14 protein-coding genes and 1 rRNA gene are annotated in these 24,060 nt (G+C 65.6%); 5 read left to right on the top strand and 10 right to left on the bottom strand.

Features of this window, described 5'->3' with window-relative positions; all coding sequences use genetic code 11:
• The 6 genes from CH296_RS17020 to CH296_RS16995 form a co-directional block, all read right to left on the bottom strand.
• A 16S ribosomal RNA gene (locus CH296_RS17020) occupies positions 1 to 72 on the bottom strand; the annotation flags it as partial.
• Positions 73 to 557: 485 nt separating this feature from the next.
• Positions 558 to 1,967: a plasmid pRiA4b ORF-3 family protein gene (locus tag CH296_RS17015; RefSeq protein ID WP_094685297.1), complete on the bottom strand. Its 1,410-nt coding sequence runs from the start codon at positions 1,965 to 1,967 to the stop codon at positions 558 to 560.
• Between the two features lie 51 nt (positions 1,968 to 2,018).
• Entirely contained in the window at positions 2,019 to 2,564 is a 546-nt protein-coding gene (locus CH296_RS17010; protein ID WP_094685296.1) for an LpqN/LpqT family lipoprotein, read from the bottom strand.
• Between the two features lie 282 nt (positions 2,565 to 2,846).
• Positions 2,847 to 3,686 carry an HAD family hydrolase gene (locus CH296_RS17005; protein ID WP_094685295.1) on the bottom strand — a complete coding sequence of 280 codons (840 nt, stop codon included), beginning with the start codon at positions 3,684 to 3,686 and terminating at the stop codon, positions 2,847 to 2,849.
• Positions 3,687 to 3,714: 28 nt separating this feature from the next.
• A complete protein-coding gene (locus CH296_RS17000) occupies positions 3,715 to 4,923 on the bottom strand; it encodes a metallophosphoesterase (protein ID WP_094685294.1) in 1,209 nt (402 codons plus the stop codon).
• 108 nt (positions 4,924 to 5,031) lie between these two features.
• Positions 5,032 to 10,335, bottom strand: a complete 5,304-nt coding sequence (locus tag CH296_RS16995; protein ID WP_094685293.1) for an AAA domain-containing protein — start codon at positions 10,333 to 10,335, stop codon at positions 5,032 to 5,034.
• Positions 10,336 to 10,560: 225 nt separating this feature from the next.
• On the opposite strand from CH296_RS16995, the gene CH296_RS16990 reads away from it, so the two are divergent.
• The 3 genes from CH296_RS16990 to CH296_RS16980 all read left to right on the top strand — a co-directional run bounded on the left by CH296_RS16990 (position 10,561) and on the right by CH296_RS16980 (position 17,713).
• Complete coding sequence (locus tag CH296_RS16990; RefSeq protein ID WP_032396526.1) at positions 10,561 to 11,163, top strand: dihydrofolate reductase family protein; 603 nt, start codon at positions 10,561 to 10,563, stop codon at positions 11,161 to 11,163.
• A 14-nt stretch (positions 11,164 to 11,177) separates the two neighbouring features.
• Positions 11,178 to 11,849: a TetR/AcrR family transcriptional regulator gene (locus CH296_RS16985; protein WP_094631614.1), complete on the top strand. Its 672-nt coding sequence runs from the start codon at positions 11,178 to 11,180 to the stop codon at positions 11,847 to 11,849.
• Between the two features lie 386 nt (positions 11,850 to 12,235).
• The gene (locus CH296_RS16980; RefSeq protein WP_094685298.1) at positions 12,236 to 17,713 is read left to right on the top strand and encodes a carboxyl transferase domain-containing protein; all 5,478 of its coding nucleotides are present in this window, start codon (positions 12,236 to 12,238) and stop codon (positions 17,711 to 17,713) included.
• 137 nt (positions 17,714 to 17,850) lie between these two features.
• Here CH296_RS16980 and CH296_RS16975 read toward each other — a convergent pair whose 3' ends face one another.
• The 4 genes from CH296_RS16975 to CH296_RS16960 form a co-directional block, all read right to left on the bottom strand.
• Positions 17,851 to 18,096, bottom strand: coding sequence for a hypothetical protein (locus CH296_RS16975; protein ID WP_032396524.1), 246 nt, complete (start codon positions 18,094 to 18,096; stop codon positions 17,851 to 17,853).
• A 67-nt stretch (positions 18,097 to 18,163) separates the two neighbouring features.
• On the bottom strand, positions 18,164 to 19,039 hold the full coding sequence (locus tag CH296_RS16970; protein ID WP_094685292.1) for a pseudouridine synthase: 876 nt from the start codon (positions 19,037 to 19,039) through the stop codon (positions 18,164 to 18,166).
• 4 nt (positions 19,040 to 19,043) lie between these two features.
• A complete protein-coding gene (locus CH296_RS16965; RefSeq protein ID WP_094685291.1) occupies positions 19,044 to 19,886 on the bottom strand; it encodes a rhodanese-related sulfurtransferase in 843 nt (280 codons plus the stop codon).
• Positions 19,887 to 19,907: 21 nt separating this feature from the next.
• Positions 19,908 to 21,557 carry an alkaline phosphatase gene (locus CH296_RS16960; RefSeq protein ID WP_094685290.1) on the bottom strand — a complete coding sequence of 550 codons (1,650 nt, stop codon included), beginning with the start codon at positions 21,555 to 21,557 and terminating at the stop codon, positions 19,908 to 19,910.
• A gap of 127 nt (positions 21,558 to 21,684) precedes the next feature.
• Here CH296_RS16960 and CH296_RS16955 point away from each other — a divergent pair, with 127 nt between their 5' ends.
• Both CH296_RS16955 and CH296_RS16950 read left to right on the top strand, forming a co-directional pair.
• Positions 21,685 to 23,157: a cryptochrome/photolyase family protein gene (locus tag CH296_RS16955; RefSeq protein WP_094685289.1), complete on the top strand. Its 1,473-nt coding sequence runs from the start codon at positions 21,685 to 21,687 to the stop codon at positions 23,155 to 23,157.
• Positions 23,158 to 23,620: 463 nt separating this feature from the next.
• On the top strand, positions 23,621 to 24,060 hold a 440-nt coding region (locus CH296_RS16950; protein WP_143546373.1), incomplete at its 3' end, for a DUF222 domain-containing protein.

Below are 24,060 nucleotides of genomic sequence, written 5' to 3'. Positions count from 1 at the left end.
TTACCGCTCGACTTGCATGTGTTAAGCACGCCGCCAGCGTTCGTCCTGAGCCAGGATCAAACTCTCCGTAAAAGACTCTCGATCAACAGCCGAAACTGCGAATCAGTCATAAACATAAAGAGTCAAATCACTAGCAAAAAAACTCAACTAGCATTTCAAACAACACCCGACAACAACCACCACAAGCGGATGGCTGATACATCGAATGCTTTCACCAAAATAATTTCGGCACTGACATTCATCGACACACTGTTGAGTTCTCAAAGAACACGCACACACTCTCACCCCACGAACACACAGTCCGTCGGCCTCGAGGGCAACTGTTCCAGCGTATCCCAGCTTGGTCTCGGACACAAGGCCCGACTCTTGGGGGACACAACCTGCCGAGCCACACGTCCAACCTCGTTCACCCAGTCCGTGAAGACCGGGTCGGTGTCCGTCGCTCTGACTCGACAAAAGTTACGCCACCAACCACACCAACGCAAATCGCCTGCTCAGCGGCAGTCTCGCGCGACTCGAGCCCCATTTCGGCATTACCGGGACCACTTCTCGTCGACTCAGCTCAGCAGTGCATCACGTGCGAACCTGCGCGACCAGCTCGGTGAGTCCGACACCCCTTGACGGAAGTAGAACTGCGGACCGTGGGCACCGATGAGATCGAGGAAGCTCACCGTGGCCTGCGCCGCGAACTGGGCATCGAAGACACCGGAATCCTCACTTGCCCAACCTAATTCGGCGACAGTCTCGATCAGCATCTTGTTTCGATGCGTCGCAGATGCCGATGCGGCGAGGGAGATCAGGAACAGAGTCGCTGCGTCGGTCTCGTACGTCTCCTTGCCCAGCGGAAGTCGAGACGCCGCATGTCGCCACATCCCTACCGGGTCGTGAGCCAACGCTGCACCGAGCTTGGTGCGCAGCAACCTGCCCTTCGATGTGCGGGTCAACCCGAGGTGTCGCGCCGCCTCGCGCAGATCGGTCACCTGATGATGATCGATCTCGCGATTGCTCGGCCCGACCCAGCCCAAGCCCCAGTCGAGCTCCTCGCGAATCGCCACGACGAACGCGGGCTTGAGGTAGCCGGCACCGGTCAGGTCGGATCCGGCGTCGCCGATTCTGCCCAGGAACCACGTCAACTTGGCCATCGCAATTTCGGCGACGGGTAGATCGATCGAGCTCTCGATGGTGAGTTCGCACCGCGGAAGCAACGCCATCAGTGACGGCACCTCCGTAGGACGCACTCGATCGAACAGTTTTCCGATGGCCGGAGCCGCGGCCACCGCTTCGGCAAGGACCGAACGCCCCACGTCGAACGAGTGCAGCACAGTGTTGACTGCATCGGCGTCGAACAGAGCCGGGTCGAAGGCCGCGCCCCACCGCGCCAGCACGGCTGCGTGTTCGGGATCGGACGGGTCGGCGGCGATCTCCAAAGCCTGTGCGTAGCGCGCTGGCCCGCCTGATTCCTCGGGTGGGCATGCACGCGCCCCGTCGAGGCAGACGGATCGGAGGTCGTCGATATCGGAATCGATCTGCTCCAGAACTATCGTGTGCGTCCATCCGTCACCCAAGTCGTACTCGTACGTCATGGTGGAACCCGGTGCAGTGAGCACGTCGTCGATCCGCACTCGCTCCTCGCTCGACGACTCGTCGTCCGGTTCGTCGTCGAGCGACTCTTCCACCTCGAATCGACGCGTGGCACCGGCGGTCCTGACGCTGAACGCATGCAGATGCCGGTCCTCCCAACCGAGAGCCCTCTGCAGCACCGAGTGCAGCTCGGACAACAGCAGGTCCGAGCGCACCCGCACCCGGCGCCAGATCTGCGGACGGGTGTGGTCCACGGTCACCCGAAGCACCAAGTTCACCAGGCCCCGCCGCGTGGCCTCTGTCGCCTCGCCGTCGGCCGGTTCGTCGGCGTCGGACAAGTTCGGCACCACCGCCAGGTGCCGGACGCGACCGGTTCTCATCGACATGGAATCGACCCTAGTCGGACCCGCGCGTCGGACACAGGGGCTCGCGTTCTTCTACGTACCAGTGGTCAAACCATCGTTGATCGCGGAGACGTCGAACGCCAACGCATCGAGCTGCGATGCCAACGTCGTCACCGTCAACTGCACCAAGTACTGAGTTTCGACGCCCACCACCACATATCGCGTCGTCACGGCCGCTTCGAGTTGCTGCGCGACGTACGTACCCCGAATGAATCGCGACGGCCAGCCGAGCCACGACGCCGCGCTCGCCTCACGCTCCACCCAGCCGGGCATTGCACGTCCGTCGCCGAAACCCAATGCCATCAACGCTTCCGGGTCGATCGTGCGCGACAACGCACCGACCAGAAGCACCGCGTTGGGCGCGAATCCGTTCTCCACCAGGTTCGGTTCCACGATCACCTGAGTCGCCCCGGGAAATTGTGCGGGATCGAGCGTCTGCCATCCCGCAGGAATCGGCACGGTGACGCCGATCTCGGCCGCCGCGGCACCGTCGAGCGGCGAGACGCGCAACGCATGTGCGTTCAGGTACTCGGCGATCGTGGTGGGCTCGGAGGATTCCGTCGACAGGGCGTCGTTCACAGCAGGGCCTTTCGTGGTGGACGATTCACCGACACGCCAGAGGCTACCCGCGCCGGTCCGCTCGTCCGTAGATCCTAGAGGCAGTGACCGGCGGGGAGCTGAGCGCTGCGCGACTCCAACCGTCCGCCGGCCACGCCGAGCCGACTGTTCCGTCGGTGAACGAAGCCGAATTCGGTTGCGCCGCAATCGCTACGTCACCCGAACCCGGAGAGCTCACCGGTGTGCATCCGCCGACGATGGGGGCCGGCTTCTCATACGGCAACCCAGGGAGCAGACCGCGCGTCACAGTTTCGCCCTGCGTGCGGTGAGTTCCTCGAGATAGCGCGCAACCGCGTCGTCGTCGTTGGATTCGAGGACTCGATCGACAACGGATCGCACGGGCTCAGCAGCATTCGACGGGCACAACGCCGTGCCCGCCCAGGTCAGCATCGGCAGATCGTTGCGCGCATCCCCCACCGCCGCAACCGAACCCGAAGATATCCCCCACCGCTCGCACAACTCCTGCAGCGCACTGGCCTTCGAGACTCCCGCTGCGGACATCTCGATGTACGGAGCACCGGAATGAGTCAACTCCACCCCGTCCACTCCCGCAGCGGCGACGAGCTCGTACAACTCCTCGCTCGTCGTATCACTGTGCCGGGCAACGATTTTGACCGTCGGCTCGACGTCGGCCGACAAACCGTGCTCCGACAGCTCCATCTCGTGCGGCTGCCGGTGGTGATCGGCGAACACGCACAGCTCGGCGTACCGAGCCTCGGCCACGAATCGCGTGGCACCCACGGTCGCGAAGGCCACGCCGGGAACGAGCGAGCGCACGACCGACTTGGCAGAGGCCACCGTCTCGGGCGGTACCGATCTGGTGCCGACGATGGCCGGGAAACCGTCGGCCAGGTCGAGGACGACAGCACCGTTGGCACCGATCGCGGTCCCGCGAAATCCGCAGGACGCCGCCAGTTCGTCGATGGAGTGGCGTGCCCGTGCCGTGGCCCACACCACCCTGATTCCGGCTGCGTCTGCGGCAGCCATCGCAGCGGCCGTTCGCGCAGACACGGTCCGGTCCGAACGCAACAGGGTGCCGTCGAGATCGGTGGCGACAACGACGACCTCTTCGGTTCTCTTCACCCCACCGATCCTGCCAGGTGTCGATCGCTCAGCCGGCGACCAATGTCAGAACGGAAATCTCACTGGGCGCGAACACCCGAAAAGGCGGACCCCAGAATCCCGATCCGCGGCTGGTGTAGAGCTGAGTTCGCGCACCGTGTCTGCTCAGACCGTGCACCACCGGCTGGTCGAGCCGAACTAGCGCCGAGAACGGCCAGATCTGACCGCCGTGTGTATGACCGGAGACCTGCAGGTCGACGCCGGCGTCGACAGCGTCACCGATCTGCTTCGGCTGGTGAGCCAGCAACAGCACGGGCATCGAAGGATCGGTTCCGGCAAGTGCGCGAGCAAGATCGGCGCCGTGGCCGGGCGCACCCGACCCTGCGGCGGTGGCGTCGTCGACGCCCGCGATGATCAGCGCGTCTTCACCGCGATGGAGCACCACATGGCGATTGTGCAACGAGTTCCATCCGAGGTCCTCCATGTGATCGAGCCACTCCTGCGCCTCACCGAAGTACTCGTGATTGCCGGTGACGTAGACGCGCGCCGCACTCGCGAGCATCGACTCCAACGGCGCGGCCTGCGTTCGACGCCGATCGACCGAGCCGTCGGCGATATCTCCGACGTGGGCCAATACGTCCGGCTCGAGCGCATTGACGGCGTCGGTCAATCGATGCGACCACGTCGTGCGATCGAGCGGGCCGAAATGAGTGTCGGTCACGAGAACCACTCGCAGACCGTGGAATCGCGCCCCGAGCCGATCGATCCTGACGGCCGTGTGTCGCACGCGGGGAGTTCGCATCGCCTCGTAATGACCCCACAGCGCGAGGGCGACCACGACCACCACGGTTGTCACCGACACGATCCGCGAGCGAAGTGGGTCGTCGACCCCACCCGTCCACAGCGCGAGCCGCAGCAGCAGCGAGAGTGCCGCCCACACGAACGCGATCCAGACCGAGCCCAACAACACGTCTCCGATACGCGCCCACGCATCCTTGGAGGAACCTTCTGCGCTCGGCCGGTGGCCCATGTACATCGCTGCAGGCAACGCCACGAATACCGCGAGTGCAACCGCAGATCCGGCCAACTGCGCGGCCAGCGGCCACTGCGCGCCGGCGAATACGACGGTCCAGGTCGGCAGCGTGACAAGCGCAGCGCAGACGACGAAGACGACAGTAGGCACAACGATCCGCCGAGTGCGCGGCGACCGATCCGGTGAGACCGACTGCTCCGGTCGCTGCATCTGTCGATCTGTCATCGGCGTCGAACCCTTTTCACTCGTACGTACGCGCAGCCCGAGGACCAAGACTACGTCGCCCTCACGGCTTCGGTGCGGGCGCTGAGCCTGTCGGCAGGAAACGCCGAACTACGGCCGACGACGGGTGGTGTATCCGCGAAGTCCGTTGAGCGGCAACTCGTGTTCTGCGATGCCCTCGTCCTCGGGTGCCTCTAGGCCCCCGCTCGGCTCGCCGTCGGCATCCGGTGCTCCCGCTGAATCACCCGCTGCCTCGGCAGGATCGGATCCGTCGAGATCGGGAGCCTCGCCCCTCGCCCCGGCCTCGTCCTCTGCGACCGCCTCGTCCTGTGCGACCGCACCGTCGGCTTCCACGATCCGGTCCGTTGCCGCTGTCGTGCTGTTCGCGGTTTCGTCGAGCTCGGTGGTCGAGCCGCTGCTCACCTCGGCATCGCCCACCCGCGCGGACGCATCGATCTCCGCATCCTTTGCGGGTGTGGATCCGTTGGTCATGGCCGAACGACTCGGTGCCGAGGACTCGATCGGCCGAGCCGAGCGAGTGGAGCCGTTGGAACGACCGCCACCGTTGGCGGCGGACGCGCCGTTCGTCATTCCCGACCCATTCGTCGTTCCCGACCCGTTGGTCATACCGGAGCCGTTCGTCGTTCCCGGCCCGTTGGTCATACCCGAGCCGTTGGTCATACCCGAGCCGTTGGTCGATCCCGACCCGTTAGTGGGGCCCGAGCCGTTCTCGACTCCCGCCTCGTTGGCGGCTCCCGAACCGTTGGTGGTCGTCGGTGCGGATCCTTCGCGGTCGGCTCGCCGCGCATCCGATGCGGCCGGGTCCTCGGCGGGGATGTCGATCCGGGGCATGGTCCACAAGGACAGCACCGACTCGTGGCGTGCGGGTGAGTCGGCGTATGTGGACGTCTCGAACACACCGGAATCGTCGAACTGCGAGGACTCGAGTGGGACCGGAGTCCAAGCTCCGTCCGAGCTCTCCAGACCTTCCACCACAACGCTGTTGGGCTTGATTCCCAATCGGGCCAGCGTGGTCCAGAGGCTTTCCAACGCCGCGTCGCGGTCCAGGTAGTACTCGGATTCACGCACCCGCCAGAACGTCCAACCGCATCGCTTGAGTTCCTGTTCACGCTGCAGATCTGCCAACCGCTGCGCGGGGGTGGACAGGAACGTGTCACCGTCGCATTCGACGGCGAGACGCGAGGAGTCGCCGGTCACGACCAGGGCCAGGCGTCTGTTGTTGACCTCGACACCAGGATTGACGTGAAAACCTCGCTCGACGAGGTCGTTCCACAACTGCTGCTCGAGCAGCGTCTCGAACGGTGCCTTCCGGACCTCGCGCGAAACATCGACCGGCATGGGATCGGCAGGAGCGGGCGAGACGGAGGTGACGTAACTCAGCAACGAGTTGCGCAGGTCCGCTCGCTTGAGACGGTCGACGGTCACCGAATGGAAGAGCCACAGCTGATCTTGTGCCCGCGACGCCGCCACGTTGAACCGCCGCTTGTACTGATTGGCGGTGAGGGTGGCGAAATTCTGATCGGGTGCCACCACCATCGACAGGAACACGACGTTGCGTTCGTCGCCCTGAAAGTCCGGCGGCGTACCGACACGAAGCCGACGCTGCTCCCACTGTTCGATACCGATCCGCTTGATCAACTCGTTGCGGATCTCGTCGACCTGCGACTGGCCTTGCAGCACAACCACTCCGAAGGTCAAGTTGTCGTAAGCGGAGTCCTCGAGGCACTCGGCGATCTGGTCGGCGATCGCGATGGCCTCGGTACGGTTGACCAGTGAGGCATTCTTTCCCGTCACCGTAGCTCCGCGAACGTACGTGTGCCGCAACGGCGGTAGCCGATCGGCACCGAACTGGCGCACGGGAACGAGCGGGGAGTCTCCGTAGAACTGCTGACTCGACCAGTTGATGATCTCGGGCATGGAGCGGAAGTGCTCACGCAACCGCACCACCTGACCGAACCTGGTACGGAGCATGGAGAACAGGCTCGACCTCGGAGTCAGCGTCGCGCGCACGTGTTCGGGTAGATCGGGCAGATAGACGTCCAAGCGATCGAACACGTCCTCGAGCGTGCCGGCCTGCGGGACGTCCGCCGGCGCGCACTGCCGGTCGTCGCCCACCACGATCACACGGGGTGCGAGGTACAGCAGGAAGAGACTGGTGATGTCGGCCTGAGACGCCTCGTCGACGATGACGACGTCGAAACTGCCCGGCACCGGCGGAATCGAGGCCAGCACCTGGGACAGCGGCATGACCCAGGCGGGGACCGCACTCTGCGCCTCGCGCATCGCCGATCGTGCTGCACTGCGGTAGGTTTCGGCGTACTTACCGGCTCCGGAGCCGATGCTGGAGATGTGCTCTCGATAGGTCTGCAGCGCACGCACCTCGACGGCGGTCATTCGCTGGAGGCTGTTACGCCAGGCACTGGCAGCTGCGAGACGTGTTGTGAGATAGGCGATGTCCGTATCGGCGGCCGCGAGCTCCGCTTCCAGCTGCTGCTCGAGGCCACCGTGGTGCTGCTCACCGACCCACTCGCGTGCCCGACGCCACGCCCAGGCCTTCGACATCTGCCAGCTCAGCTCGTCCCATTCGACATCGCCCGCGGTGTCCTCGACCAAGTCGAACAATGCGGGTGCGACCTCGGACAACGACGCCGACATCGATTCGAGCAGAAGCTGATCCTCCTGCTCGGAACACGCCTGCGAATAGGCCGCAACGGCGGCAGCCAATTCCAACGGGTCCGCAGTGCTCAACGCGCTCACCAGATTCGACCCCTCGGGCGAGGGCCCGGCATCGATGCGCGTCGCGACCGCGAACTGCAGGGCGTCGAGCTCGGCGCGCGCGGCATCGATATCGATGCGCGTGGCGATCGCGTCGGCGGCCCCGGCGATTTCCTGAGCTTCGGCCAGGCTCCGAATCCACGGTGCCGCAGGCGAAATGGTGTACAGCCGTTGCACCAGGGCGTCACGGGCAGCGACGACGGCAGACACCATGCCGAGCCGGTCGGCGATCCGCGCCACGTTGTTGACGCGAATCGAACGTGTGCCGTCGAGCGGAACGATGATCGCGAGGTCGGCCAGCAGCACCGCTGCGGTCTGCACGGTCTCGAGTGCACGAATGTGTTCGGCAACCAGTCGCGCGGCCATGGCCGTCGTCGCGGGTTGGCCGTCGACGGTGGCGACGATGTCGAGAGCCTCGACGGCCTTCTGCTCCTCGCTGCGACGGAACCGGGGCTTCCACTCGATACCGGACTCCAGCGCGCTGGCGAACGCATCCATCGCCGACAGTGCCGCAGGCGAGCTCGACGAGCACTGCACATCGTGGGCACCGACGTAGCGATCGGACGCAGCTGCCGTCTCGACCATCGCGTCGATTCCGCTGACCCGAGACCACAGGTGAGCGGCCTCGCCGGACAGAACGGAATCGGTCAACCGTGGGTAGGAGCCGTCGAGTTCGACGACCGCTCGCACTCGTGCGGCGAGCTCCTCGCACAGTTGCCTGATCTCCGCGGACACGGCGGGTTCGACGCCGTCGAGCAACGCCACGAGATCCGCGGCCTGGGGCGAGAGAGTGTCGATCTGCGCACCTGCACGCTGGCAGAGCGAGGCGAGTTCGGCCGAATTCGGCAGCATCGTCTCCGGACGCGGCAGTACCTGTCGCGAGCGAAGTTCGCGAGAGCCGTCGGAGCCGGCAATGAGTTTGCGAAGCTGATCGACCTGGGCACCGTCGAGGGGTGGCCGATCGGCCAGCAGCGGGCCGGGTAGCCACTCGTGGGCACCTTCGGCCGCTTTGACCTTGCGCACGATGGACGACACGGTGCCGTCGTAACCATCGGAAACATACTCGTGCACAACGGTTTCGGATTCACGGAGCGCGCTGACCCGATCGAGCAGCTCGGCCCGACGGGCCAGGGCCGCTGCGCGCTGCGTCGTCAGCGCCTCGATCTTCTGCACCTCGCTGGCTTCGTCGAACGAGGTCTTGCGCTCGGCGATCTTCGCGACGCTGCGATTGAGCTCGTCCGAACCACCGCGGGAGAGGTCGGTGATGGACACACAGAGCTCCTGCAGCTCCGGCGGGAGCTTGTCCCGCAGCACACGCAAAGCTTGTGACTTTTCACTAGTGACCAGAACCCGCTGTCCGCGCGCCAACAGCCCGGACATGAGGTTGGCGATCGTGTGGGTCTTGCCCGTTCCTGGCGGCCCCTCGACCACGACGCCGCTGTCGCGCCCCAGCCGTTCGATGATCTGCGACTGCTCGGCGTTGGCCGGCAGCGGAAACAGCGGGTCCTCCGCCAGTGTCGCCGACTCCCCCGCCCCCGTGCGTTCGAGCCACGCCATCCGATCTGCCGGCTCGATGGCATCGACCAGTTGCGCGAGCCCCAGCGGTACCGGCGAGTCGGCGAACTCGAGGTCCGCGATCATCTGCTCGTAGTACTCGACCAGCGCGAACGAGTCTCGAACGCGGAGAACGAGGGCAGGTGAGACGGTCAGCGTGCGGTCGTCGTCGATGTAGGCGAGAGCCCCGGGCGGCCCGAGACGATCGAGCACCTCGATTTCGTGGCGTGGCACCCGCGTCGCCCAGTTCCGCAAGAACTGTGCGACACCGTCCCCGATGGGCGAGCTGACGGTGTCGCGCAGTTCTCGCGCCAGCGCGACGGAGCCGGAGGTGTCGAAATCGTCCGAACCGGTCAGCAGCTGGCCGTCCTCGAGCCGCGGGGTGGTACTCGCGGCGAGGCGAACCAGCAGGTCACCGGTGCGTACGTCCCGTTCTATGCTGGCCGATTGTGTGATCAGGTGAGTGCGCACGCTGCGCTGCGGATCGGTGTTGCTCGACGTCAACAGGCCGGATGCCACCACGAGCTCGATCGACTCCGGTCGCGACGCTAGCTCCTGCATCATCAGCTGCAGTGCCTGGTACAGAGCGGCCTGCGGTCGCCGATCCCGATCCTCCTGCGCCCATTCCTTCCACGCTTCGGAGTACTCCTCGAAGGCCTGCTTGATCTCGTAGGCCTTGCGGATGTCGAAGTCGGCGTCGGACTCCTGCGCTTCCTCTCGACGGCGTGACGTCACCGAGGATGCGTCGGCCAGCTCGAGCTCGCGGTAGCGGCTGTCTGCGACGACCTGAGGATCGAGCCAGCCCGACAGCAGCGCAGGCGGCTCGGGCGGCTCGTCGACCGCGATGCGAGGTGCACGGAGCACCACACCACCCTGCTTGGCTCGGGGGTCGAGCTGCATGGGAACGTCCCCGGCGTGAACCCACTCGATCTGCATGTGGTCGTCGAAACGCAGCACCGGGTTCGAGCGCGCCTCGACGATTTCGCGAAGGAAGCGCAGCAGGCGTTGCACCCTGCTCTTGAGCTCGTCGTCGTGTTCACGACCGGTAGCAGCTGCAGCCGTCACAGTTTCCCCACAAATACTCGAATGGTCGTCCGTTTCAGGGACGGTGTTTGCACACCCGGGCCAGACTAGCCGTTGAAAACAAGTTGTTCATCGCGTCCCGAGAACACAAAATATGTTCTAGTGCTGGGTCACAAAGACCCACTTCGGTCGCTGGATCCCCCACAGCGAACCGACCCGCCCGCCCTGACCACGGGTTCTCACCCCGTCGACCACGACAGGAGCCGAATGCGCAAGCTGGTCTACTACATCGCGGTCACCCTCGATGGGTTCATCGCCGCACCGGACGGCGGCTACGACAGTTTCGTGGCCGAAGGCGATCACCTCGATGCCATCGTGGCCGAGCTGCCCGAGACGTTACCCGTGCACGTGCGGGCCCTGTTCGGCCTGGACGGTCCGCCCACTCGGTTCGACACCCTGGTCATGGGCCGCGAGACGCTGCAACCGGCGCTGGACGCCGGGATCGCCAGCCCCTATCCCCACCTGCGCCAGTACGTTCTCTCTCGCACCCTCGCCCGGTCGGACGACCCGACCCTGACCGTGGTGAACGACGATCCGATCGGACTCGTCAGGAGCCTCAAAGCCGAGGAGTCGGAGTTCGACGTCTGGATCTGCGGCGGGGGAAACCTCGCCGGTCAACTGCTGCCCGAGATCGACGAGCTGTTCCTCAAGGTCAATCCCGTCGTACTCGGGCGGGGAATCGGCCTGTTCTCGCCCGGGACGGGTGCCGATCCGTTCCCCGCTCAGCGGTTCGAGCACCTCGAATCGCGCCAGTTCGACAGCGGAGTGAGATTCACCCGGTTCATCCGACCGGAAGCTCGCGGGGAATGACGTATAAAGACTGAATGCCTGCCGCGCCGGAGTCCGACCGCGAGCTGCCGAATCGGGAGCTGCCGATCACCCCGCGCGGGCTGCGAACTCGATCCTCGCTCGTGGCGGCTGCGCGCCGAGTTTTCGAGGACAGTGGGTACCTGGACTCCCGGCTCATCGACATCACCCGCGCCGCTCGGTGCTCGGCCGGCACCTTCTACACCTACTTCACCAGCAAGGAAGAGATCCTGGCCGCCGTGCTCGAGCAGGCACGGGACGACATGTTGCATCCCGGTACCGAGCGAGTGGACCCGCACGACGATCCGGTGGCAGTGATCGCTGCGAGCAACCGCGCCTATTTCGAGGCCTACCAGCGCAACGCGAAGCTGATGGCGCTGCTCGAGCAGGTATCGAACATCGATCCCGAGTTCCGCCGCCTCCGCCGCGAACGCGCCGATGCCTTCGTCAGGCGCAACGCCCGAAGCATCGAGAGTCTGCAGAGCCGCGGCCTGGCCGACGCGGAACTCGATCCTCTGCTGGCCTCCCGCGCACTGTCCTCGATGATCAGCCGGCTGGCCTTCAACCACTTCGTGGTCGACGCCGTCGACGGCCGTCCGCCCGAGGACTCCGAGGCCCTGCTCGCAACGGCCACGAGGCTGTGGGTCAACGCGCTGCGACTGCCGCGGGTGAGCGAGGGCGACAGGTGAGGGAGACCGCACTCGGCGACGCGCGAACCAACTCGAGCCGATCGGCTCGAGTTGTACCCACCGGTAATGTACTCGCCGGTAGCAACGCGAGTGGTCGAATGGCGAATTACGCCTCGCGCCAACGCTACTCGCGAGTACGTTTGCGAGGTGAACAAAACTCGACAGCGAGTTCGTGGCCAAAGTGGTTGCCACAGAATATGTTTCACTTGTTGGTGATCAATCACACTCACGCCGAACGCTGTTGGCGGTGCACAGGGCCTCGTTACCGTTAGAATGAGCCGATCGGAGTGCCGCATGACGAACGAGAAAATGGCATGCCCGGCACCAATCCACGTTCCATCGAGCGCACCGACGCGGTGCGCCCACACCGAGCGAAGAGAGATACGTTGTTCAAGCGGATTGCAGTAGTCAACCGAGGCGAGGCAGCAGTACGCCTGATCCGAGCCGTCCGAGAGCTCAACGCCGAACACGATTACGGCATCCGCACCGTAGCGCTGCACACCGAGGCGGAGAAGCGCGCGATGTTCGTCCGCCAGGCCGACGAAGCGGTCACGCTGCGCAAGCCCGCGACAGGATCGGCCTACCTCGACTACGGCGTCCTCGAGGCCGCGCTCGTCGAGTCCGGTGCCGACGCGGTGTGGGTCGGCTGGGGCTTCGTCGCCGAGGACCCGACGTTCGCGGACCTCGTCGCCCGTCTGAACATCACCTTCATCGGCCCGTCGGCCGACGCGATGCGTCTGCTCGGCGACAAGGTCGAGGCGAAGATCCTCGCCGAGAAGGTCGGCGTCCCCGTCGCACCGTGGTCCGGCGGCCCCGTCGAGACTCGCGCCGACGCCAGGCGTCACGCAGCGGCGATCGGCTACCCGCTGATCATCAAGGCCCGCTCGGGCGGCGGTGGCCGCGGTATCCGCAAGGTCTTCCACGAGGACGAACTCGAACTCTCTCTCGAACGTACCCAGGGTGAGGCCGAGCGCTCGTTCGGCGACCCCGTCGTCTTCCTCGAACGGCTCGTCACCGACGCCCGGCACGTCGAGGTTCAGGTCATCGCCGACAGCCACGGCAACGTCTGGGCCCCGGGCGTGCGCGACTGCTCCATCCAGCGCCGCAACCAGAAGGTCATCGAGGAATCCAGCTCACCGCTGCTCACCAAGGAGCAGGCCGACCAGCTGCGCACCGCCTCGGCCGAGCTCGTCAAGGCCGCGGGCTACCAGGGCGCAGGCACCGTCGAATACCTGTACCAGCCCGAGCAGAAGATCTTCACCTTCCTCGAGGTCAACACCCGCCTGCAGGTCGAGCACCCCATCACCGAATACACCACCGGCATCGACCTGGTGAAGCTGCAGATCCTCGTCGCCGACGGCCAGGCACTGCCCGGCGAATGCCCGCCCGAATTCGGCCACGCCGTCGAGGCTCGCCTGAACGCCGAGGACGCCGACAACGGCTTCGCACCGGCTCCCGGCACGGTCGAGCTGCTCAAGTTCCCCCTCGGCACCGGCATCCGCGTCGACACCGGCATCGCCCAAGGCGACGTCATCCCGCCCGATTACGACTCGATGGTCGCCAAGGTCATCGCCTGGGGCCGCGACCGCAGCGAAGCCTTGGCGAGGTTGCGCAACGCACTGCGTGAGACCACCGTCGTCATCGACGGCGGCACCACCACCAAGTCCTTCCTGCTGAGCCTGCTCGACCGCGAGGAAGTCATCTCCGCCTCCGCCGACACCGGCTGGCTCGACCGCACCGAAGCCGGCTCCCAGGTGGGCCCGACGGCCGTTGCCGACATCGCCATCGTCGCCGCCGCCATCGACGCCTACGACGCCGAGGAAGGCCGCGAACGCACCGCGTTCCTGAACTCCGCACGCGGCGGTCGCCCGCGCGCCACCCACGCCATCGGCCGCACCGTCGAATTGAACTACCAGGGGCAGGCCTACAAGCTCGAGGTAGGCCAGACCGGGACGCACCGCTACAGCATCGACGGTGACGGCATCGGCGAGCTTCAGGTCGACGTCGAACGCCTCGGCAAGTACGAGAGCCGTCTGGTCATCGGTGACCGCCGCTACCAGGTGGTCACCGTCGCCGGGGCCGCACACTTCCTCGTCGAGGTCGACGGCATCAGCCACCAGATCTCTCAGGACGAGGCCGGGTTGGTCCGCGCACCGGCTCCCGCCGTCGTCGTTGCCGTCCCGGTCGCCGTCGGCGACGAGGTCGAAGCGGGACAGACCCTGGTCGTCCTCGAATCCATGAAAATGGAAACCGCCGTCCGGTCTCCCTACGCGGGCACCGTGCGTGAGGTACTGGCCTCGGTCAACGGACAGGTCGACGCCGGAGCGGCACTGCTTCGCGTGGATCAGGCCGGTGAGCAGAAGGTCTCCGAGCAGGCACCGCGCGTGCAGTTCCGCGGTGTCGACGACGCCGAGCAGCGCTCGCCGCAGCGTCGCGCTCTGGACCGACTCGACGAACTGGCCGCCCTCATCACCGGCTTCGACGTCAGCGGAGCACGCGCTCGAAACCTGTTGTCCACCTATGAGAGTCTGCGTGCGGATGTGCCGCGCAACGACGCAGGGCTGGTCTCCGCCGAGCTGGCTCTGCTGGGCACGTTCGCCGATATCTGCGAGCTCTCCCGTAACCGGCCGACGATGGACGAGGAGAGCACCGACGAACGCGTCCACTCCCCCCGTGAGCACTTCCACTCGTTCCTGCACTCGCTGGACGCGGACGTTCAGGGGCTTCCGGATTCGTTCCGCGCCAAGCTCACTCGCGCCCTCGCGCACTACGACGCCGCCATCGACGAGGGACGCACCCCCGAACTCGAAGAGGCCGTCTACCGCGTCTTCCTGGCCCTGCAGCGCATGGAGAACCAGGTTCCGGTCATCGCGGCCCTGCTCGGCCACTGGCTCAGCGACTGCTCGACGCAGCCCGAGGCCACCCCGGCCATGGCCGAGGTACTCGAGCGCCTCATCGGTGCCACCCAGGCCCGCTACCCCGTCATCGGCGACGTCGCCCGCAACCTGCGCTTCCGGCTGTTCGACGAGCCACAGATCCGCAGTGCACGCGAGAAGATCTACGACGGCGTCCGTGGCAGCCTGCAGTACCTGGCCGAGAACCCCGACGCGGCCGACTACTCCGCCCGCATCGCAGCTCTCGTCGCCACCCCGGAACCGCTGATCGAGCTTCTGGCACAACGGATCACCGATCCCGGTGCCCTGCTCGAAGTGATCACTCGCCAGTACTACGAAATCCGCACACTCGAAGACGTCAAGGCCTTCGACCGCGACGGCAAGCACTTCGTCACCGGCAACTTCGAGCTCTCGGGCGAACGGCTGCACCTGGTGTCCACCGCCACCGACTTCGATTCGCTCGCAGCAACTCTGGACTCGGTCGACGATATCGCCGGGCCGTCCCCGGAGAACCTGGCCGTTGACCTCTACGTGTCGTGGCCGGACGCGCCGACCGACGGCGACGAACTCTCGGCCCAGCTCCAAGCCGTGCTGGCCGCGCACCCCGGCACCGGCCACTGGCGCCGCGTGACGGTGACCGCCTTCGGTTCCACAGCTCGAAAGATGACCTACCGCCGAACGACGGCCGAGGGGTCCGAGCCGCTCGTGGAAGACACGATCATCCGGGACATGCACCCGCTGACCGGTCAGCGACTGGACCTGTGGCGACTGAAGAACTTCGACGGAGTTCGCCTGCCCGCCAGCGCAGGAACATACCTGTTCCACCTGACGTCGAAGGCCAACCCCTCCGACGAGCGACTGGTCGCCTTGGCCGAGATCCGCGGCGTCACAACACAGTTGGACGATGCAGGCAACATCATCGCGGTACCGGAGATCGAGCGGACCGTGGCGGCCTGCCTCGACGGCATCCGCCGCGCTCAGGCCGGACGCGGCAAGAAGCGCCTCGACGCCAACCGCGTCGTGCTCTACGTCTGGCCGGTACTGAACGTTCCCGCCGACCGCATCGCCACAATCGCCAGGCACATCGCGCCGCTGACGATCGGTGCGGGCCTCGAGGAGATCACCCTCATCGCTCGTCTGGCCGAAACACCGGGAGCGACGCCACGCGAGGTCGCGTTGCGCCTGTCGTACCGTTCCGGCGCGGGAATCGTCGCGAAGATAACTCCGCCGCCGACCGAGCCGATGCGTCCCCTCGACGAGTACACCCAGAAGGTTCAGCGGTCGCAGGCCCGCGGCACCGTGTACCCGTACGAGCTGATTCCGTTGCTCAGCAGCAACGGCGGCACGTTCACCGAGTACGACTTCGACGCCGACGGCGTGCTCGCTCCCGTCGATCGCCCCTACGGTCGCAACTCCGCAGGCGTCATCGTCGGTGTCGCGACCACCCCGACCGCCAAGTACCCCGAGGGCATCACCCGCGTCGCGCTGTTCGGTGACCCGACCAAGGCCCTGGGCACCGTTGCCGAGGCCGAGTGCTCGCGAATCGTCGCGGCCATCGACCTCGCCGAACAACTCGGCGCGCCCGTCGAATGGTTCGCATTGTCCTCCGGTGCAACGATTTCCATGGAATCGGGCACCGAGAACATGGACTGGGTCTCGCGCGGACTGCGTCGCATCATCACCTTCACCCAGGCCGGCGGTGAGATCAACATCGTGGTCGCAGGCATCAACGTCGGCGCGCAGCCGTACTGGAACGCCGAAGCCACCATGCTCACCCACACCAAGGGCATCCTGGTGATGACCCCCGACAGTGCGATGGTGCTCACCGGAAAGCAGTCCCTGGACTACTCCGGCGGCGTCTCGGCCGAGGACAACTTCGGTATCGGCGGTTACGACCGCGTCATGGGCCCCAACGGCCAGGCGCAGTACTGGGCACCGAACCTGCGGGCCGCGTGCGACATCCTGTTTGCGCACTACGATCACGCGTACGCCGCTCCGGGAGAACGCTTCCCGCGCCGGGCAGCCACCGCGGACCCGACCGAGCGCGACGTGCGCACCTACCCGCACGTGCACCCGTCGAGCGACTTCACCACCGTCGGCGACATCTTCTCCTCGGTCACCAACCCCGACCGCAAGAAGCCGTTCGACATTCGCACCGTGATGCGCGCCGTGGTGGACCAGGACCACTCGGTACTCGAGCGTTGGGCCGACATGGCCGACGCCGACACTTCCGTGGTGTTCGACGCCCACCTCGCCGGAATCCCGGTGTCCGTCATCGGTATCGAATCGCGGGCCATCCCCCGCAAGGGCTGGTTCCCGTCCGACGGCCCCGATCAGTGGACCTCGGGTACCTTGTTCCCGAACTCGTCGAAGAAGACCGCTCGCGCCATCAACGCCGCCAGCGGAAGCCGGCCTATCGTGGTGCTGGCCAACCTCTCCGGCTTCGACGGATCACCGGAATCGCTACGCAACATCCAGCTCGAATACGGTGCCGAGATCGGCCGCGCCATCGTCAACTTCGATGGACCGGTCGTGTTCTGTGTCGTCTCGCGCTACCACGGCGGCGCGTTCGTGGTGTTCTCCGGAGCGCTCAACGACAACATGGAGGTCCTCGCGGTGGAGGGCTCCTTCGCCTCCGTGCTCGGTGGTGCCCCCGCCGCAGCAGTGGTGTTCACCCGCGACGTCAACGCCCGCACCGCAGCGGATCCGACCGTCAAGGAACTCGAGACACGACTGAACACCGCCGAGGACGACGCCACCCGCTCGGCCCTGCGCGTCGAGTTGGCCACCGTGCGAGCGAACGCCCGCAACGCCAAACTGGGTGAAGTGGCAGCCGAATTCGAGGCCATCCACAACATCCAGCGTGCACAGAACGTCGGATCGGTGCACCACATCGTCCCCGCCGCCGAACTGCGCCCGCAGCTGGTCGCCGCCATCGAACGCGGAATGGCGCGGTCGTTGGCGAAGTAGGGCCTGGGTTTCCCGCAAACGCGCGCGCGTTTGCTGGATGCTCGCGGAACGGTTACCTGTTCCGCGAGCGTCTGGCGAATGCGCGCGCGTTTGTCGGTTCAGGGGGGTTCGGCGGAGGGTTTGGCTCAGGGCACGCGTTACCAGTAGGTCACGTCTGTGGCGACGACACCGGTGCACTGTCCGGTGAAGATGGTTACCGCGCAGGCCTCCCAGAGCCGCGACAGCATCTCGAAACCACCCAAGACTCCGCTCGCGCTACCGGTGCTCGCACTTCCGGTATCGGCCACCGCGACTGCCGGCGACGCGATGGCGATGACTGCGGCTCCCAGCACAACAGCAAGACGACGCTTCACGCTGTTCTCCTCTTCGATTTCGTCGGACATGTTTCGCTCGACACGCTAACCTCGCGTCCCAATTGTCACAATCGTCCGAACGAACGATGGCCGGCCGTCAGGGCTCGAGGGTTCGGGCACTGACGAAGCGCCTGGGCTCGCCGGTGAGCGGGTCCGTGAAATTCAGAGCCCGGGCCAGAAGTTGCAACGGCCGGGTGAAGTCATCGGCCGGGATAGAAGAGAACACCGGATAGTACGGGTCGTTCACGATGGGAATTCCCAACGACGACAGGTGGATTCGCAACTGATGGGTCTTACCCGTCTTCGGGAAGAGTCGATAGCGGGCGGCTGTACCGAACGTGTCGACCAGGTCGATCAGGGTCTCACTGTTCGGCTCTCCCGACTCCTCGTATGCCGTCATGACCCCGTGTTCTTTGAGGATTCGACTCCGGACGACGCGTGGAAACTCCAGCGCTGCATCGAATCCCGCAACCGCCTCGTATTCCTTGGCGACATTGCGGGAGGAGAAGAGTTCTTGATACGGCCGTCGGGCATGCTTGGTCTTGGTGAAGAGCAACACCCCGGCGGTGGCGCGATCGAGTCGGTGCGCAGGCGTCAGGTCGGGGCAGTCGAACTGCCTGCGCAGTCGTACCGTCGCTGTTTCGGTGACGTGTCGGCCACGCGGGATGGTGGCGAGGAAGTGAGGTTTGTCGACAACCAATAGATCGCCGTCCTCGTGCAGGATGCCGATCTCGAACGGAACCGGAACCTCCTGCGCCGGAATGCGATAGAAGTACACCTGACTGCCTGCGCGGTACCGCGTGTCGACGGAGATGGGCCTGCTCTTCTCGTCCACCACTTCGGCGTCGAGCATGGCCCGCCGCCAGTCGTCCTCGGGCATCTCCCGTTCGAGATACTCCACGATGGTGACAGCCGAATCACCATGCGGCAACAGCAGTCTCAGCGGTGCGAGACCGTCGCGGAAGGGCAGCATCTCTCTACGCGCAGTCGAGACAGATCAGCCGCAGACCACGGCCGGCGTCGCCGTCGAAGTCCTGGTAGCGGGACGTCGGATTGCCGCAGGCACTGCACCGGCCGATGACGGCGGTGTGGTCGGAGAAGTTCTGCGCCATCCGCTTGTCGAAGACGAACAGCGAACCCTCCCACAGCGCGTCGTCACCGAAAGTCTCTGCGTAGCGGACGATTCCGCCGTCGAGCTGATAGACCTCCTCGAACCCGCGCGCGACCATCAACGACGAGAGCACCTCGCACCGCACTCCCCCCGTGCAGTACGTGACCACCGGAGACTTCTTCAGGTGGTCGTAGGCACCGGAATCGAGCTGGGAGACGAAATCCCGGGTCGTATCGACGTCGGGCACCACCGCGTTCTTGAACTTTCCGATCTCGGCTTCGAAGGCGTTGCGGCCGTCGAAGAAGACGACGTCGTCGCCGCGAGAATCGACGAGCTCGTGCACCTGCTCCGGGCTCAGATGGGTGCCGCCGCCGACCACGCCGTCGGCGTCGACCTTCAGTTCCCCGGGGGCTCCGAAGGTGACGATCTCGTCCCGCACCCGCACGCTCAGTCTCGGGAAATCGTTTCCGAGCCCATCGGACCACTTGATGTCGGCCGCCTTGAACGCCGGATAGCTGCGGGTGCCACGGACGTACCGTTTGACGTCGTCGACGTCGCCGCCGACCGTCGCGTTGATGCCGTGTTCTGAGATCAGGATGCGTCCGGCCAGGTTGTTGGACGCGGCCAGCGTCTGCTGCCACAGCCGGATCGCCTCGGGATCGGGCAGCGGAGTGAAGACGTAGAACAGGACGATTTTCGGTACAGCCACGCCGTCCAGTATGGCGCGTCGTCAGGCAGGCGGTGCCGCCGCCCGGACGCGCTGGGTGCCCGAGTCCACGGTGAAGCCCGCTCCCCAGTACACGCCGGTCTGCGGATCCTCCTTGGCGGTGAGGAACCAGTGGTCCATCCGAGCCGCAGTCTTGGTGACCTCGAAAACGCCGAACCCGTGGCTGTCGAGGTCCACGAACTTCACGTGCTGGTTGAGTGCCTTGAATGCTTCCTCGGCGACCCGGCCCAGCGTGTGCGGCGGAGTACGCGTCAGGTCGTCGATATTGGCCGAGCTCACCGAGGTCACGACGAGTTCGGTCGCAGCGGGTTCCGTCGTTGCGTAGCGCGCCGCATCGAGCGGCACCTCGCAGGCCCACGCCGAATGGATGTCGCCGGTGATGAAGACGGTGTTGTCGACGCCTGCGTCGACGATGGCACCGAGCAGCTTGCGCCGGTCGGCGGTGTACCCGTCCCACGGATCGGCGTTGTACGGCAGGCCGCCCTCCGGGATTCCGAGAAGCGAGGTGACGGCCCTGGCCGCATCTCGATCGAGCGGCGGGATGAGGGTGGGCGTGATCATCACCGGATTGCCGACGATCTTCCACTGCGTCGGCGACGAGACGATCCCGTCGGTGAGCCACTGCATCTGCTCCGCACCGGTGATGGTCCGGTTGGGTGAATCGACCTCGGGCCCGTTGAACGGCAACACCTGCTGCGAGCGGTAGGTGCGCAGATCCAGCATCGACAGTTCGAGCAGGTTGCCGAACCGGAGTCGACGGTAGAGATGCCGGTTGGTCGCTGTGCCTGCGGTGCGTACCGGCATCCACTCGTAGTACGCCTGCTCGGAATTGGCCTTACGGGTGGACCAGTCGCCCTCGGTACCCGGGGTGTGATTCTGCGCGCCGGTGTCGTAGGCATCGTTGGCGGATTCGTGGTCGTCCCACGTGCAGATCCATGGCACACCGACATGCGCCGCCTGCAGATCGGGATCCGACTTGTACTGACCGTGGCGCTGACGGTAATCGGCGAGTGTGACTATCTCGTGGGTGGGCGAATGCTGCCGGATCACCCCGTCGCGGCCCGGGAACCCGCCCGTCTCGTACTCGTAGATGTAGTCGCCGAGATGGACGATGGCGTCGAGGTCTCCCCTGTCGGCCAGATGCCGGTACGCACCGAAGTACCCCGACTCCCAGTTCGAGCACGAGACGACGCCGAAGCGCATCGCGTCTATATCGGCATCGTTGCGCGGAGCGGTGTGCGTGGTCCCGACGGCCGATGCCGCGTCGCTCGTCCGGAAGTCGTAGAAGTACGTCGTGTCGGCAGCGAGGCCGTCGACGTCGACCTTGACGGTGTGGTCGGCGTCGGGGCCGGTTGCGACGGTTCCGGAGGAGACCACGTCACTCATGTCCGCGCTGCGGGCGATCCGCCACGTCACCGATACCTGCGGTCCGACGCCGGAGCCAGGGGTGGCGTCGGGCGTGGGAGTGACGCGGGTCCACAGGACGATCGCGTCGGGCAACGGATCTCCCGATGCGACCCCGTGCAGGAAGCCGCGGTCGCTGCCCTGTGCGTGGGCGGTCGCAGGCAACGTCGTGGCGACTCCGGCCACCGCGACGGCCACCGACGACGAGCGAAGAAACGTCCTTCTGGAAAGCGCAGACTCAGCGTGCATCGGGTCAGTCCATGCGATGGATGGTCGGTGGTCAAGTAAGGCGCGCCTGGGTCGGCGACAGTGTTCATCCTCCGGCCATGTGTCGGACGCGGGTTTGCCGCACAGGCGGTGGGAGAACACTGGGGTCATGGACGCTCTGTGGTTGTTCGGTGATCAGCTCGGTCCGCACTTTCACTCGGTGGACGAGCATGCCGAGCGGGATGTGCTGATGATCGAGTCTCGGCGCGTGTTCCGGCGTCGGCGATACCACCGGCAGAAGCTCCACCTGGTGCTCTCCGGGATGCGGCACCTGGCCGACGAGTTGGGCGAACGGATGACCTACCTGCAGACCGAGACGTATCGCGAAGGGTTGGCCGAGTACGGCAAGCCCGTGGTGGTGTTCGAGCCCACCTCACATGCGGCCGAGAAGTTCGTCGCCGCCTTGCACGAGGAAGGCCTGGTCTCGGAGATTCTCCCGACGCCGATGTTCGCACTCCCCCGTGCAGAGTTCGCCGACTGGGCGGCCGAACGCGGCACCTTCCGGATGGAAACGTTCTACCGCGAGCAGCGCAAGAGATTCGATGTGCTGATGGACGGTGCCGACCCGGTCTCGGGCAAGTGGAACCTCGACGCCGAAAACCAGTCGCCACCGCCGAAGGGGCGTCTGACCCTGGGCGTGGAGGAACCGTGGTGGCCGACCGAGGATGCCATCGACGAGCAGGTGCGCGCCGACCTCGACGAGTGGGACCTCGACACCGTCGGAGTCGACGGGCCCCGAGTATTCGCGGTGACCGCGGCCGAGGCGTCGGACGCGTTGGCGCACTTCGTGAACTACCGCTTGGACGACTTCGGCAAGTACGAGGACGCGGTGATGGCCGACGACTGGACGATGTCTCACTCACTGCTCTCGGTCCCGCTGAACCTCGGCCTGCTGCAGCCGCTGGACGTGGCGCATGCAGCCGAGGACGCCCACCGCGACGGCACTCCGCTGGCGAGCGTGGAGGGCTTCGTTCGACAGATCCTCGGCTGGCGCGAATACGTGTGGCACCTGTACTGGCATCTGGGGCCGGAGTACCTCGAGCGAAACAAGCTCGAAGCGCATGAGCCACTGCCGGATTGGCTGCTCGAGTTGGACGGCGACGCTGTGGTCGCGAAATGCCTGTCGTCGACGGTGGACGGCGTGCGCGACCGCGGCTGGGTGCACCACATCCCCCGACTGATGATCCTGGGAAACTTTGCGCTGCAACATGCTTGGGATCCGCGAGCGTTGACCGACTGGTTCGCAACGGCTTTCGTCGACGGGTTCGCCTGGGTGATGCCGGTGAACGTGATCGGCATGAGTCAACACGCGGACGGCGGCGTGATCGCCACCAAGCCCTACGCCTCGGGCGGGGCGTACCTGAACCGCATGACCGACTACTGCAAGCCGTGCGAATTCAACCCGAAGAAGCGACTGGGCGACGATGCGTGCCCCTTCACCGCCGGCTACTGGGCCTTCGTGCACCGGCACCGCGAGATGTTGGCACTCAATCACCGCACCGCGCGACAGGTGTCGTCGATGAACCGATTGAGCGACCTGGAGCAGGTATTGGAACAAGAACGACAGCGCGAGGTGTACTGACACGCCTCGGTAAGTCGTGCACAGCTGGACCCTGTCGAGGTCTCCGTTGATATCGACTGCGCAACGTGCACCACTTTTGCTGAGCCGCTGCCATGGGAGCCGGGCCCAGTTCGAGGCTCCTGTCGCAGCCGTTCCTTCACCCAGGTCGTCGCGCGTTTAGGACGCGCTGGATCCGCATATCGGGCAGACGAATCGAAGGATCGACGACACGCAAAATGGGCGTGGCCATGGACGAAAGACTGACCTGCATATCGCGCGCATCGCGCACGGCACGGAAGTCGATCCCACACGTCTCTGCGGACGCACACCGCCGCACCATGGCCGTCTCATGCGATTGCCGAGTGCCTCCGGACGTCTACCACGATGCACCGACAGGTTTTGGACAACGAATCCTTATGCTGGGCAACAGTTTTCGATTCAATGATGGTTGTCAGTCGAACGCACGTTCGATACACTTCATGGCATGACCACAGCGATCTGGCAACTGAGCGAGGCCGAACTTCTCGCCGACGCCGCCGCGGTCTCCCACCAGATCCAGCTGCTCGAAGCCCGGCGGATCGCTCTCGTCGCCGAGATCGACACCCGCGTGAGCCGGGAGAAACTCGGCTTCCCCGGCCCCGCAGGCTGGCTCACCTCCACCACCCTGCTCTCACCGTCCAAGGCCACCAAGATCGTCGCCCTCGCCCGCGGGTTGAAGAACTTCCCCGACATCGCCGACGCCGTGAACGCAGGAGTCATGTCCGTCGATCACGCCGCCCTGATCCTTACCTTCGCCGAAACCCCACCGAAGAACCTCCCCCCAGCAGGCCAGGACATAGCGCGGAAAGCGATGATCGCCGCCGCGACCGGGCCCGACGCACGCACCGGCCGGATCCGCGAAGCCATCACCAACCTCAACGACAG

Source organism: Rhodococcus sp. 14-2496-1d, from assembly GCF_002259365.1.
GTDB lineage: Bacteria > Actinomycetota > Actinomycetes > Mycobacteriales > Mycobacteriaceae > Rhodococcoides.
This window is presented reverse-complemented; position numbering and strand designations above follow the sequence as displayed.

Bases quoted from the DNA above. Each gene is read 5' to 3' on its own strand.
- CH296_RS17015 (WP_094685297.1), bottom strand. From the start codon at position 1,967: ATGTCGATGAGAACCGGTCGCGTCCGGCACCTGGCGGTGGTGCCGAAC.
- CH296_RS17000 (WP_094685294.1), bottom strand. From the start codon at position 4,923: ATGACAGATCGACAGATGCAGCGACCGGAGCAGTCGGTCTCACCGGAT.
- CH296_RS16990 (WP_032396526.1), top strand. From the start codon at position 10,561: ATGCGCAAGCTGGTCTACTACATCGCGGTCACCCTCGATGGGTTCATC.
- CH296_RS16985 (WP_094631614.1), top strand. From the start codon at position 11,178: ATGCCTGCCGCGCCGGAGTCCGACCGCGAGCTGCCGAATCGGGAGCTG.
- CH296_RS16975 (WP_032396524.1), bottom strand. From the start codon at position 18,096: ATGTCCGACGAAATCGAAGAGGAGAACAGCGTGAAGCGTCGTCTTGCT.
- CH296_RS16970 (WP_094685292.1), bottom strand. From the start codon at position 19,039: ATGCTGCCCTTCCGCGACGGTCTCGCACCGCTGAGACTGCTGTTGCCG.
- CH296_RS16960 (WP_094685290.1), bottom strand. From the start codon at position 21,557: ATGCACGCTGAGTCTGCGCTTTCCAGAAGGACGTTTCTTCGCTCGTCG.
- CH296_RS16955 (WP_094685289.1), top strand. From the start codon at position 21,685: ATGGACGCTCTGTGGTTGTTCGGTGATCAGCTCGGTCCGCACTTTCAC.